This is a genomic window from Granulicella sp. WH15, assembly GCF_009914315.1.
GTDB lineage: Bacteria > Acidobacteriota > Terriglobia > Terriglobales > Acidobacteriaceae > Edaphobacter.
Genome location: NZ_CP042596.1, coordinates 1357219 through 1370100, shown reverse-complemented (window position 1 = coordinate 1370100; position 12882 = coordinate 1357219). Strand labels below are relative to the sequence as shown.

Here is a 12882-nt window from a genome sequence, read left to right as displayed (position 1 = left end):
GTTGTCATGGAAAGGTCAAGACCTTAAGCGAATATGGTGGATTTCTACATGAAGGCGACGAATCTTAGTTGCCTGCTCTATTTTGGGAGCCTCCTTGGAGGAATCAAATATTTAGATCGACAGCGCCAAGAATGGAGAAGATGTGACAAGAAGAAGAAACCCTGGTGACGATTCTTCTCAGGGAAATCACAAAAATCGTATGCACGATGACGACGACAATTGGCACTAGATGTGAATAAGTTGGCGCATTCACGCGGGCTCGACGCGACGTAAGAAGTTCTCTCCCCTCATGAATTATGAGAGCGCTCGATTTGCACCACCACCAGACCGACCCACCCTACATACCCCTGGAGCTAAGCGTGGTCAGCCCAAGCCGCAGTTCGGTCATAGCTGTACTCATTGCACTCTTTTTCGTTGTCGCCCCGGCAAAAGTGTTGTCCCAACCCATGCTGCCACCGCCGCCAAGATCGTGGCCGATTCGGGCGGTCATCGTGGTTACCACTCCCGGAGAGTTCGAGCTTTGGGGCACCCATGAACATTTGACGGAGGCGCTTGACGTGCCGGGCGTCCCGCAAGTCGCGCCGTCCTTGCTGCTAAAAGACCCATATGTACTCGACTTCCTCGGACTGACGGACCGTTTCTTGGAACGTGATCTTGAAGACGCTATCCTTCGCGAGTTGGAGACATTTTTGCTGGAGTTAGGATCGGGCTTTTCGTTCATCGCGCGGCAAAAGCGTATCCAGGTGGACGGCGACGACTTCTACATGGACTTGCTGTTCTACAACCGCAGATTGAAGCGGTTGGTTGTCGTCGAATTGAAGCAGGGACGATTCAAGCCGGAATACAAAGGCCAGATGGAGTTGTACTTACGATGGCTGGCCCAACATGAGCTCGAAGCGGGAGAGAATGCACCGCTTGGCATCATCCTCTGTGCGGGAAAAAACACGGAACAAATGGAATTGTTGGAATTGGGCTCGGCTGGCATATACGTCGCCGAATACCTGACAATTCTGCCCCCGCCAGAGGTGATGTACGCGAAGTTGCACGAAGCGATTGAGACGGCGCGGGCGCGGATCGAAGCCAAGCCAAGGGAAGAATCCAAAAGTTGAGAGGTGCCAAATGCGGAGAATCATTGGGCGACGGTTCAACATTCGTCAGCGGCTTGTAAGTATGACGGCTCCACAAAGACCCACCGCGTTGCACATCACTCTTTCCGTTGAAGCCGTAAAGAAACTTGCGGAGCAGTTGCCCCCACCGCCGACCGAGAAGATAAGCCACAACGTCCGCCCTACATTGAGGCCTTGGGTTGAAGTAATCGACCAGATCGTCAGGGAGGACGCGCCTCTGCCAAAGAGAGTGCGAACATCCGCAATGCAAATCTTCAAAAAACTCCGCGAGGAGCACGGATACACAGGCTGCTATAATGTCGTTCAAGAATATGTGCGTCAGGCCCGCAATCCTGCAACGCCCGAAGCCAAGCTACCTACCCGTCCCAAGAAGAGTGAGCCGGAAACCCCTATTGCAGCTTCGGCGGAGCATGGGGAAAATTCTGCCATTTCTTATAGAACGCTAGAAGTGCAGAGCCCTATGCCTACTGTCCTGTTGGAGCCATGCGAGATAAGACAAACAATTTCTCCGCGCTCCTCCACCGCGATATTTTGTCAGTCCCGTCGTCCTCAACGGAGCCACGAACCGGAGGACCAAGCCTTTGCATGGATGCGAAACGTACAGCAAGGCACGATACCTCTCAATATTCTGGCCTACGAACTTCCCGATATTCCCCTGCCCATCTTGGAAGTCTTCCTAACGGCAGCAACGAGAGGCAAACTCTCTACTCGAAATCGGGCAGTCGCCGTGATGAGCTACATCCGTGGAATCAACTGCGATCAGATATGCTCGTTCCTCCAAATCTCTACCGGCTCGCTTTTCCGATACTGGAGAACGTATCGGGAGACCGGCACTCAGAATCTCTTCACGAGGAAACCGAGGAGCGATAAGCAATCGAACGATGAGGCTGTAAAGAGTGCTGTCTTTGCACTATTGCATTCCCCACCCTCCGCACATGGCGTGAATCGCACGACGTGGACGATTGCCGACCTGCAAAAGGTTTTGTCTCAAGGCGAGCATCCTGCGGGCGCTGAATCCATTCGCACGATCATCAAAGAGTCCGGTTTCAAATGGCGTCATGCTCGAATTGTCTTAACAAGCAATGACCCCGACTACAAAGCCAAGGTAGAGGCGATCACCAAGATTCTGTCGGTTCTGAAACCAGACGAAGCATTCTTCTCGGTTGACGAGTATGGTCCTTTTGCCATCAAGATGAAGGGAGGAAAGAAACGTGTTGCCCCAGGCGAACAATACGTCGTTCCACAATGGCAGAAATCGAAGGGCTGGATGATCCTGACCGCCGCTCTTGAGCTCTCGCGAAACCAAGTCACCCATTTCTACTCGCGCAAGAAGAACACTGCCGAAATGATCAAAATGGCGGATACGCTGAGAAACCAGTACCGAAACTGCAGCACGATCTATCTCTCATGGGATGCCGCGTCGTGGCATGTCTCGAAGGACTTGGTTACGCATTTGGAGAAGATCAACCAGCGAGCCATAGCCGAGGGTTGCCCGATCGTGAAGACTGCACCGCTCCCAGCAGGAGCTCAGTTTCTCAATGTCATCGAGTCAGTCTTCAGCGGGATGGCGAGAGCCATCATCCATAACAGTGACTACCCATCTGCTGAAGCGGCGCGAGAGGCTATCGACCGATATTTCTTAGACAGAAACAAACACTTCTCCGAGCACCCGGAGAAGGCTGGAAAGAAGATCTGGGGCATGGAGAGGGTGCCCAGTGCGTTCGCTGAGGGTCAGAACTGCAAAGATCCGATGTATCAATATCTTTAAGTTGCAATGGCGATGGAGGCTCGTTCAAACTGAGGCTTGGGTGCCAGCGTACCTTTCGAGATAGTTCTGATGAACCTGTGGAGCGAGTGATGGTCAATCTTCTTGAATTGAGGGACGGTGGACGCTTCGAGGCCTTTTGCAAATCGCTGCTTAGAGAGCAGTATCCGCGCTTTCAGGCGTATTCCGCGCCCGATTCCGGTATGGACGGTTACGACGAACAGACCGAAACCATCTTCCAGTTCTATTACCCAGAGGGCGCTCCACGGAAAGACAAGATTGTCTCTGACATAAGAAAAGTTCTTGCATCGGGAGCACCCTTCAAAGAATGGATTCTCGTTCTACCCAAAGACCCCACTCCAGGGCAAGCAAATTGGGTCAGTTCTGCGTTCAGCGGGACAGGGGTTAAGGCGGCAATTTGGGGAAAGACCGAAATTGAAAGGCTTCTCAGGGTTCACGCCAGCGTAAAGGCAGCGTTCTTCCCGACTGAGGTTCGCAAGGCCATCCAACGGCTTGCGAAGGGCAAGAAACCCTGTTTCGGTGATGCGGAAGAATGGCAAACGATCTCCGCTGTTGAGAGCCAAGAACTCCGAGAGATGATTACAAAGTTGGGCGACGAGAGTGCTTTTAGGAAGCGCAGAAAACCTTCCGGGGCGGACTACAGTCGGGAATATGGCGAGTTCAATAGTCATTTCCGCTTATCTTCATATGACAGACTGAAGCAAGGTGAGATGGCTGCGGCACGTCAATACCTTGAGGCCAAACTTTACGCTCGGCGTGGAGGAGAAACCGTCACTCGAAGTCGAAAACGACACATGGATGGGATTCATGCCATCCGAAATCAGCTCAACCTTACCGAGAGTGATTACCGCAAAGCTCTTTTGGCGGCTACTGGCTGTGATTCTCTAAGGGGCATGACGTCAGATCAAATCGAATCAGTCTTCCAAGACTTCCGTCGAAAGCAAGAGGTCTTCGAGTCTCGACGATCTTAACTCTCCTTGCGACGCTTTTATCTGGCTCGCAATCTATTTGCGGCCATGGCGGCTAACTTGTCGAAGCGAATGTATCTGGATGAGTGACATGTCCCTTGACCCATTCGAAGGCTGCTGTATCTGTTTGGATGGCTTTGTCAGCGCTACCCCTAAGTCTTGATTAAGAACCAAGCCGCTTGCTCCGGCGATATGACGATCTAAAGGATCCTACAGGATAATTCATTCGTCAATATCGAGTTATCTATTGACTCCCACGCTATTACGGAAGAATATTCGCATCTGCTAGCCTCAAGCCCTATATCTTTGGAGGGCGAAGGTGCGACATTCTGCATTGGTGGATACCCAAGTTGTCTTCTGTGGTGACAACCTAGATCAACTTCAACGTCTGCCGGACACCTGCGTTGATTTGGTGTACATCGACCCACCATTTAATTCAAACCGCAACTATGAAGTCTTTTGGGAAGAAAAAAGAGAGCAACGGTCGTTCGACGACCGGCACGAATCGACTCAAGCCTATATCGACTTCATGCGTCCTCGCTGCATCGAGCTCGCCCGAGTGCTCAAACCGACCGGCACTCTCTACTATCACTGCGACTGGCACGCAAGCCACTACATCAAGGTTTTACTTGATCAGATTTTCGGGGAGACGTGCTTTGTAAACGAGATCATTTGGAAGCGACAGTCTTCCCATAACGATGCGAAGCAGGGTTCGAAACATCTTGGGCGCGTCCATGACTCAATTTTTGTCTATGCCAAGTCTCGCGACTATTACTTCAAGCATCTCTATCGCCCTTACGATCCGGAATATGTCGAACAGTTCTATCGGTATACCGAAAAAGAAACCGGGCGTCGCTACCGGCTTGGCGACTTGGGCGCACCTGGAGGAGGAGCTCCCTCCAAAGGAAATCCGCACTACGAGTTCCTTGGGGTCACTCGTTACTGGCGGTATAGCGAAGCCAATATGCACAAGTTATATAAAGAGGGACGCATCATTCAGACGGCACCAGGTAGAGTTCCTGCTTATAAGCGTTACCTTGACGAAGGCAAGGGTGTCCCTCTTGGATCAGTTTGGGATGACATTGGACCTGTTCAAGCAGCCGCGAGAGAGAAGATCGGCTACCCCACGCAAAAGCCCCTGAAACTACTAGAACGAATCATAGAAATATCTTCGCGCGAAGGTGATGTCGTCCTTGATGCGTTCTGCGGCTGCGGAACTGCCCTCGTAGCCGCCCAGTCCATGGCACGACAGTGGATCGGCATTGATGTGTCTCCAACCGCCTGCAGAGTGATGGCAAAGCGCCTCCGAGACCATTGTGGATTGGCTGAGTCAGAAACCCTATGGAGAGCCCATAGGGGATTTATCGTTCGAGACCTCCCGTGGACCGAGGAGCGGCTTCGCAAGCTGCCACCATTTGAATTTGAAAACTGGGCCGTGGTCGCCATTGGCGGTCTTCCCAACTCAACCAAGGTGGGTGATATGGGCATTGACGGTCGCCTTTTTCCTGTCACCTCGCTACCTAAAGGAAGAGCGGCAGGCGATACATTCGCGTTTATGGATGACTGGTTTCCCATCCAAGTCAAACAACGAGAAAAGGTCGGTAGACCTGATATTGATTCTTTCGAAGCGGTTCTTGTTCGGGAGAACCGCGAATTGGGCTTTTTCGTCGCCTTCGACTACACGGCAGATGCTGAACGAGAGGTGAGACGCTTTCACTCAAGCTCGGGAAAGCAAATAAGACTCTTGAGAGTTTCCGAACTGATAGAGATGGATCACGAGCGCATGGTCTCACCCAAAAAGCCAGTCGGCTCCGTCCGCGAAGTAGACATCGCTCAATCTGGTCTCAAAGCCGTGCGCCGTAAGTAAATGCTCTCGATACGGTCTCGGTGCTACGTAAGAACGCCCCGTCTCCGGGGCGTTCAAAGGGCGCTCGATGAGCGGAGCCTTACGACGAAAGCTTACTAAGAATAGCCGGGCAATCGCCGCTCAAGTACACTGTCTATTCTTCTACATCGGCCCCAATCTTGCGTCAAGGTGATAATTGATGTCCTCTGCCATGGAAGCACCGCAGAAATATGTCTTGGGTCTTGATCTCGGTTCTGCGTCCCTCGGATGGGCGCTGATTGCCCTCAATCCAGCCAACGAGCCCACGTCGTTGGTTCGCGCTGGCGTCCGCATCTTCGAGCCCGGCGTGGACGGAACTGCACTTGATATCGAACAAGGCAAAGATCAGTCAAAGGCTGTCGAACGGCGCACCGCAAGACTCCACCGGCGTCAGCTTCGCCGCCGCGCTGCACGTCAGCGAGAGCTTTTTCAGGAACTACAAAAGGCCGGACTGCTTCCGACGAACGCAGTCGGAACTGGGGCAAGTTCAGAGCAGCGGCATGAACTGCTAAATGCGTTAGATCGCTCCTTGACTTTGAAGTTTCTCAAGCCAAACGATGATTCATTTGCTCAGAAGCCTCTCTATCTACTGCGCAAGCTTGCGCTGGACCAAGCCTTGGAACCCTTTGAATTGGGACGGGTGCTCTTCCACCTAAGCCAGCGGCGCGGCTTCAAGTCCAACCGAAAAGAAACCAAGAAGACTGCAAAGGAAAATGAAGATCTTGGCCAGGTGAAGGCGGACATTCACGCACTGGAGTTGGCGATACAAGATGCCGGCGCGCGGACTATCGGAGAATACTTCGCGGGGCTCGATCCACATACGGAGAAATTGCGGCGACGTTGGACCGCACGCAAAATGTTCGAGCAGGAGCTCGCCCTCATTTGGGATGCGCAGGCAAAACATCATGCTTCCCTTTTGAGGCAAGAATTGCGTGACAGAGTTCACGAACTACTGTTCTTCCAGCGCCCCATATCCGCTCAGAAACATTTGGTCGGAACCTGTGAGTTGGAGCGCGGTGACGATAAGCATCCCCCGAAACGGCGGGCTCCGTGGGCAACGATGGCCGCGCAGCGTTTTCGAATGCTGCAAAAGATCAATGATTTAGTGGTGATCGACACAAAGAACCAGACATCTCGGAAGCTGACCGAAGAGGAGCGCAGCAAGCTCTATCAGTTGCTGGACCGGGAAGGCACTCAATCGTTTATCGCAATTCGCAAGTATTTGGACCTTAAAGGGACTGCGTTCAATCTGGAAGCGGGCGGAGATAAGGATATTCCCGGAAACCGGACACAGAAGTCGATGCGAAAGGTATTCGGGGTTTTCTGGGATGAGTTTACCGAAGGAAAGCAAAACCAGATCATTGAGAACTGGCGCAACAGTGAGTCTGACGAAGTGCTCATACAGGAAGCTATCGAGCACCTCGGGCTAGACGCCGAGGCGGCTGCTGTCCTGGCTAAGGAGAGTCCGCAGTCTGATTACTGCTCACTTTCACTGGCAGCAATTTCAAAACTTATGCCGCTGATGATGTCGGGGCGATCCTTCAAGGATGCTGAAACGGAAATTTACGGCAGTCGCTTCTCGGGATTGGCAGTACATGACACACTTCCACCTGTACGCGAAGCGCTTCCCACCCTACGTAACCCCGCGGTAGAACGAGCGATGACGGAACTGCGTAAAGTCGTCAATGCCATCGTTCGAGAATACGGCAAGCCTTACGAAATTCGGATCGAGCTTGCCCGCGAACTCAAGAAGCCGCGTCAGGAGCGCATCAAGGCCACGACGGCAAACCGAAAGCGCGAGGCCGACAATAAGGGCATCGCAGCGAAGATTTTGAGCGAATGCGGTATGGCTAATCCATCTCGGGCCGATCTGGAAAAGGCAAAGCTCTTTGTAGAATGCGGCGGCATCTGCCCATACACAGGACGCTCGATTCCGTTCTCGCAACTCTTTCAAGACTCCGAGTTCGACGTGGAGCACATCATTCCACGCAGTCGCTTTCCAGACGACTCCTTCCAAAATAAGACTCTGTGCTACCTTCCTGAAAATCGCGAATACAAACGCAATCAGACACCATTCGAGGCCTACAGCAATAACCCGGATGTCTGGGCTCAGATTCTCTTGCGAGTAACGAAATGGTCTAACCCTGGAAAATTAAGCCGTTTCAAATTGCAGAGCGAGCGGGAGCTTGCAGACTTCAGTGCGCGCCAAATGAACGACACGCGGTACACAAGCGTACTCGCAGGACGTTTGTTGGCCATGCTTTATGGTGGGCGTGACGTTCAGACAGACAACGACAATAGACAGGTGATCTTTGCATCCAGCGGAGCCGTGACGGCTACCCTGCGACGCTCATGGGGATTCGAACGAATCCTGCAAGCAATCGTATCGCCCGAACCTGGCGATACCCGAGGAAAGCCTCGCACCGATCACCGACACCATGCAGTAGATGCAATCACCATTGCGTTGACTCGACAATCCGTGATTCAAGCCATGGCGAGTGCTTCAGCATTTGAGCCTTGGCAACCCGGAACTCGGAGCTGGAGGCGCGTGCCGGAACCTTGGACGACACCTGACTTCATTGGCAACCTGACTGAGCAAATCGTGCAGATGGTTGTCTCTCATCGCCCGGAACACAAGATCAGCGGCGAACTTCATAAAGGTTCAAACTTTTCGAGACCCTATCTTTATAATGGCAAATCCACGGTCCACATGCGGTGTGAATTAAGCCAACTCAAGCCAGCAGACATCGCGGCAGACGACATTATTGTTGATAAAGCTATTCTCGCGCTCATTCGAGCAAAGTTCGATGAACTTGGTCGGAATCCAAAGGCGTTCGAAGACCCCAAGAACCTGCCCTGCTTCACCACAGCTAATGGACGCACCATCCCGATACGCAAGGTCAGAATTCGACAAGTCAAAGATCCCAAGATCGCCGCGTACGGCGACCGGGAGCGTTTTGTCGATTCGGGTGGTATCCATCATGTGGCTCTGTTTGTTGCGAGAAATGAGGCTCGCCAAGAGCAATGGCTGAGCGAAGTCGCGCAGGTTACTGATGTGTATCAGCGCTGCCCGCGATGGGATAAGAGAAGCGGACGACCCAAGTCAACCGCAAGCGAGCCCGCTGTGTCGCGAAAGTTGAAGGATAATCCAGAGGCCGAATTTCTCTTTTCTCTGATGAAGGACGACACCGTCGAGTTGGATTACAACGGGGCGAGAGAGGTGTTCCGCGTCAAGAAATTTTATGCTGCTGGACCGATTTGGTTTACCGGCGTCAACAACGCCCAGATGGACGCAGATCAGAAGAAGAATAAAACGACCTGGTCGAAGAATCCCAATGGGCTAAAGACGTTAAATCCGCGCAAGGTAGTAGTCGATCTTCTCGGAAGGGTACATACGGCCAATGATTGATCGCATCGTTGAGATCGCAAATCCGGCCCGCTTGAGCATCCGCGATGCACAACTCGTCATCGAGCGTTCAAAGGAAGAGCAGCTCACGCTTCCCTTCACTACGCCCGTCAGCGAGATCGCCGTACTGTTGCTTGCCCACCCGCAAATCAGCTTATCGCAGGCTGTTCTCTCGCGTATTGCTGAGGCCGGAGGTTCCGTTGTCACAATCGACGGAAATTTTCTGCCAGCCTCCATGCTGCTCCCCGTTCAGAGTCATTTCATCCAAACAGAGCGCTTCGCAAAGCAAATGGAAATGACACTTCCGACCCGCAAACGGCTCTGGCAACAGATCGTCCGCGCAAAGATCAAAGCACAGGGAGAGTTGCTAAAAGAACTCCATGGCAACGACCACGGACTCATTGCGATGGCTGCGCGAGTTCGCACCGGAGATCAAGGCAATCTTGAAGCTCAGGCGGCTCGTAAGTATTGGGGCTTAGTCTTCGGCAACAGCAAATTCCGGCGTGGCTCTGACAAAGCAGATCAGAACCGCCATCTGGACTACGGCTATACGGTACTGAGGGCGGCAGTTGCCAGGGCTCTCTGCGCCGCTGGCCTGCATCCTTCGATCGGCCTTCAGCACAAGAACCGCTATGATGCCTTCTGCCTGGCCGCCGATGTCATGGAACCGTTCCGCCCGCTCGTCGATAGGCGCGTGAGCCAATGGATAGCCAAAGAAGATGCAGAAGGACCGTTCGACTCAAGGACGAAGATCTGGATGATTGGCGCAACAACTTCGCGTTATCTTCTCGACAGAGAAGAACGATCCCTGTTCGATATCGTCTTGCGCACAGCGAACTCACTGGCAAAGTGCATTGCGGGAGAAACTCGCGATCCTGAAATACCAAACCTGCTCATCCCCTGTGTAGAGGAAGTCACAATGAGGCGAGGAGTTCGTCGTGTGGAACCAGATGAGATGAGGGTCGGGGTTGCTGCAGGCTAGAAATTACTTCGTGGATATGGTCGTGGATTGCTATGAAAGGGCAGCTTCTTTCTGCGTATCGATCATTGTGGCTCATTGCCATGTTCGACCTGCCGGTAGAGACACCGGAGAACAAGCGCAACTACACGCGCTTTCGCAAGGGGCTGCTCAAAGATGGATTTATGATGTTGCAGTATTCAATATATGCGCGGTATCTGCCCAGCGAAGAAGCAGCAGATTCCCACCGCAATACAATTCGGGCCATCATTCCGCCGCTTGGACAAGTCCGGTTGATGACCGTAACCGATCACCAGTTCGGCAAGATGGAGGTGTTCTATGGAAGAAAGCCGCGCGAACCCGAAGAAATTCCTGACCAAATCTTGCTTTTCTGAAAAGAGACCCCGCGTCAACTCCCTGCTTTTCAGCGAGTTCGACGCGGTCTAGTGTACTTGAGCGGTGAATCCCGGCCATCCCCAGCAGACGTTTATACGTGGGCCGGAGAACTACGAGTGTACTTGAGCGGTGAATCCCGGCCATCCCCAGCCGCGGCTCGATGGATGAGATCCGGGCGGCGAGTGTACTTGAGCGGTGAATCCCGGCCATCCCCAGCGCGCAATCGCATTGATAGCTGGCATCTGTAGTGTACTTGAGCGGTGAATCCCGGCCATCCCCAGCGAAACATGAGAGAGTGTTTCCTACCTTTCGAGTGTACTTGAGCGGTGAATCCCGGCCATCCCCAGCCTACAGGCGTCGGTGGTACGTTTGTAGTCGAGTGTACTTGAGCGGTGAATCCCGGCCATCCCCAGCAGTCTGTTGCCACTGCTGTTGCAGCCGCTCAGTGTACTTGAGCGGTGAATCCCGGCCATCCCCAGCCACCAGGCTGAAGAGTGCTCATTGAATTCCAGTGTACTTGAGCGGTGAATCCCGGCCATCCCCAGCCTCACTGCCGCGTTACAGGCAGTTCATCAGAGTGTACTTGAGCGGTGAATCCCGGCCATCCCCAGCGAGCACTCGCATTGATAGCTGGCATCTGTGAGTGTACTTGAGCGGTGAATCCCGGCCATCCCCAGCATGTGCTGGTAACTGTTGAAATTGCCTGATAGTGTACTTGAGCGGTGAATCCCGGCCATCCCCAGCCGACCGTCCCCACGATGACCATGGGTGCGAAGTGTACTTGAGCGGTGAATCCCGGCCATCCCCAGCGGTAAAAACCCCTACGGGCTATTCTTACGCTTCCTCTAAACCTATGGCCCGGCAAACAGGTCTGGCTTCGGGCAAATTATTTGCGATAGCCCGTAGGGGTTTTTACCGCCGAGAATCACATATGAAAACGGTGAAGTGGCTCGCCTAACGTCTGTCCGTCACTGAGTGCGCGAAGGCATTCCCCGAGAACTTCGATGTCGGCCTGTTTTCCTTCGTCAATCAGTACGTCACGCTGATTGACCTTGCTCTCATCCTTCATGGAAGAGATGAGTCCGGCCTTCGACATATTGGCATGACGCCGCCGTTTGACCACTTCCTTCTTCGCCGCGTCCGTTGCGAGTGGAGTCCATTCAGTAACGGCATAGAAGTTCGCTTCGATCTTGAGCAGCTTGTCGAGCACCAACGGGCGCGTCTCCGTAATAGACTCGCGCATCGTGAGCAGGCGGACGAAGTGGTCGCCGATGCGGAGGTGGTCAGCGTATCTCCACGTTCGGGACTTGTTGCTTGGCGGCGTCGTAGCGCAACTTGAAGCGTTCGGACTTGCCCATGATCTTGAGGAATGCCGGGTCGGTGGTCGTGATCCAACGACCGAAGATGTACCCGCCCAACACAATCGCAATCAGACTGCTCACCTTGGCGATCGTTCCGGTGAAAAGGGTCTGAATGGATGTGAGACCTGTATCAAAAGGCGAACTCCCGGATTGAGCGTGGGCTGCCAGTGGAAACAGGAGAAGGGTGAGCAGTAAAAAGCCCGAGAAGGGAGGCCGATGACTCGGCCTCTCAACTCGGGCTGCACGATGAAGCGTCTTCATGTTTGCACCTCCATCCGACTCAAGTTCGTCGGGGTATGGCGCAAACGTAGAAGCGGAAAAGGCTCAGCGTCCAATCACTTCTTGGAAGAGCACTATTCCTGCGGGTAATGATGGGTGGTGAGTCGAGGGGACTTCTGAGAACTATTTGGAGAGGTACTGTTCCAGCACCTGCGGTTCTCCGGCCCCGCACAACGAAAGATTTGCCTCAATCTCCGTCCGATTCGAGACCAGACAAGTGAAGCTAGTCCCATCGGTGAAGTCGATCTGAATCTCGGTGCCGTTTGTTGTGGCGCGGAAGATGTTGAGCGTCTTGATCGTTTTCCCGCTGAGCGTTGAGCACTCTGTTGGTTCTTCGCTTGCCATTTCGACTCCTAACCAAACGCTCACAACCTCTTCAAGATGCCCCTTATTAGGGGATTCGCCAAGGCTTCCACAAACTTAAGTTGTGAAGCAGCGTGCCGAAGCCGAAACCCGAAAGTCGCGAAAAGCCCGGACCGCTCCGTACCAAGGAATGTACGATGATGTGCTTCGCCGCTTGATAAACGCAAGAGAAGAAATTGGCCTCAGCCAACGCGAGGTTTCCGAGCACCTGGGCATGTCGCACTCGTTCTTGTCGAAGTGCGAAACCGGCGACCGCCGCGTGGACCTCATGGAGCTGATCCAGTTGGCGAAGCTGTACAAGAAGCCGATTCAGTTTTTCTTTGGAAGCTGAGCATCAGAACGAGGAACGTGAT

Annotated in this window: 11 protein-coding genes and 1 CRISPR repeat array; of the genes, 8 read left to right on the top strand and 3 right to left on the bottom strand. The window is 53.3% G+C overall.

The annotated features are described in order from the left end of the window. Positions 1–296 precede the first annotated feature (296 nt). The 7 genes from FTO74_RS05815 to cas2 all read left to right on the top strand — a co-directional run bounded on the left by FTO74_RS05815 (position 297) and on the right by cas2 (position 10525). The gene (locus FTO74_RS05815) at positions 297–1109 is read left to right on the top strand and encodes a PDDEXK nuclease domain-containing protein (protein ID WP_162537292.1); all 813 of its coding nucleotides are present in this window, start codon (positions 297–299) and stop codon (positions 1107–1109) included. A 61-nt stretch (positions 1110–1170) separates the two neighbouring features. After that, positions 1171–2895 (top strand): IS630 family transposase, encoded by a 1725-nt coding sequence (locus FTO74_RS19495; RefSeq protein ID WP_220399086.1) that lies wholly within the window; start codon positions 1171–1173, stop codon positions 2893–2895. A gap of 89 nt (positions 2896–2984) precedes the next feature. Continuing rightward, positions 2985–3884, top strand: a complete 900-nt coding sequence (locus FTO74_RS05805; RefSeq protein WP_162537291.1) for a hypothetical protein — start codon at positions 2985–2987, stop codon at positions 3882–3884. 334 nt (positions 3885–4218) lie between these two features. After that, positions 4219–5748 carry a DNA methyltransferase gene (locus FTO74_RS05800; RefSeq protein WP_162537290.1) on the top strand — a complete coding sequence of 510 codons (1530 nt, stop codon included), beginning with the start codon at positions 4219–4221 and terminating at the stop codon, positions 5746–5748. Positions 5749–5926: 178 nt separating this feature from the next. After that, complete coding sequence (cas9, locus tag FTO74_RS05795; protein WP_162537289.1) at positions 5927–9175, top strand: type II CRISPR RNA-guided endonuclease Cas9; 3249 nt, start codon at positions 5927–5929, stop codon at positions 9173–9175. Further along, positions 9168–10154: a type II CRISPR-associated endonuclease Cas1 gene (gene cas1, locus FTO74_RS05790; RefSeq protein ID WP_162537288.1), complete on the top strand. Its 987-nt coding sequence runs from the start codon at positions 9168–9170 to the stop codon at positions 10152–10154. The genes cas9 and cas1 overlap by 8 nt, the downstream gene beginning before the upstream one ends. Positions 10155–10186: 32 nt before the next feature. Further along, on the top strand, positions 10187–10525 hold the full coding sequence (cas2, locus tag FTO74_RS05785; protein ID WP_162537287.1) for a CRISPR-associated endonuclease Cas2: 339 nt from the start codon (positions 10187–10189) through the stop codon (positions 10523–10525). Between the two features lie 50 nt (positions 10526–10575). Further along, positions 10576–11336: direct repeats of the CRISPR family, unit length 36 nt; unit sequence AGTGTACTTGAGCGGTGAATCCCGGCCATCCCCAGC. Between the two features lie 115 nt (positions 11337–11451). On the opposite strand, the gene FTO74_RS05780 is transcribed toward cas2, so the two are convergent. The 3 genes from FTO74_RS05780 to FTO74_RS05770 all read right to left on the bottom strand — a co-directional run bounded on the left by FTO74_RS05780 (position 11452) and on the right by FTO74_RS05770 (position 12511). Further along, positions 11452–11769, bottom strand: coding sequence for a hypothetical protein (locus tag FTO74_RS05780; protein ID WP_162537286.1), 318 nt, complete (start codon positions 11767–11769; stop codon positions 11452–11454). 40 nt (positions 11770–11809) lie between these two features. Continuing rightward, positions 11810–12148 (bottom strand): TrbC/VirB2 family protein, encoded by a 339-nt coding sequence (locus FTO74_RS05775; protein ID WP_162537285.1) that lies wholly within the window; start codon positions 12146–12148, stop codon positions 11810–11812. Positions 12149–12289: 141 nt separating this feature from the next. Continuing rightward, positions 12290–12511, bottom strand: a complete 222-nt coding sequence (locus FTO74_RS05770; protein WP_162537284.1) for a hypothetical protein — start codon at positions 12509–12511, stop codon at positions 12290–12292. Between the two features lie 82 nt (positions 12512–12593). Between FTO74_RS05770 and FTO74_RS05765 the strand changes: the two genes are divergently transcribed. Next, complete coding sequence (locus tag FTO74_RS05765; RefSeq protein WP_220399085.1) at positions 12594–12860, top strand: helix-turn-helix transcriptional regulator; 267 nt, start codon at positions 12594–12596, stop codon at positions 12858–12860. Positions 12861–12882: the final 22 nt, after the last annotated feature.

Coding starts and splice junctions, on each gene's coding strand:
- FTO74_RS05815 (WP_162537292.1), top strand. CDS start 297: ATGAGAGCGCTCGATTTGCACCACCACCAGACCGACCCACCCTACATA.
- FTO74_RS19495 (WP_220399086.1), top strand. CDS start 1,171: ATGACGGCTCCACAAAGACCCACCGCGTTGCACATCACTCTTTCCGTT.
- FTO74_RS05805 (WP_162537291.1), top strand. CDS start 2,985: ATGGTCAATCTTCTTGAATTGAGGGACGGTGGACGCTTCGAGGCCTTT.
- cas9 (WP_162537289.1), top strand. CDS start 5,927: ATGTCCTCTGCCATGGAAGCACCGCAGAAATATGTCTTGGGTCTTGAT.
- cas1 (WP_162537288.1), top strand. CDS start 9,168: ATGATTGATCGCATCGTTGAGATCGCAAATCCGGCCCGCTTGAGCATC.
- cas2 (WP_162537287.1), top strand. CDS start 10,187: ATGAAAGGGCAGCTTCTTTCTGCGTATCGATCATTGTGGCTCATTGCC.
- FTO74_RS05780 (WP_162537286.1), bottom strand. CDS start 11,769: ATGCGCGAGTCTATTACGGAGACGCGCCCGTTGGTGCTCGACAAGCTG.
- FTO74_RS05775 (WP_162537285.1), bottom strand. CDS start 12,148: ATGAAGACGCTTCATCGTGCAGCCCGAGTTGAGAGGCCGAGTCATCGG.
- FTO74_RS05770 (WP_162537284.1), bottom strand. CDS start 12,511: ATGGCAAGCGAAGAACCAACAGAGTGCTCAACGCTCAGCGGGAAAACG.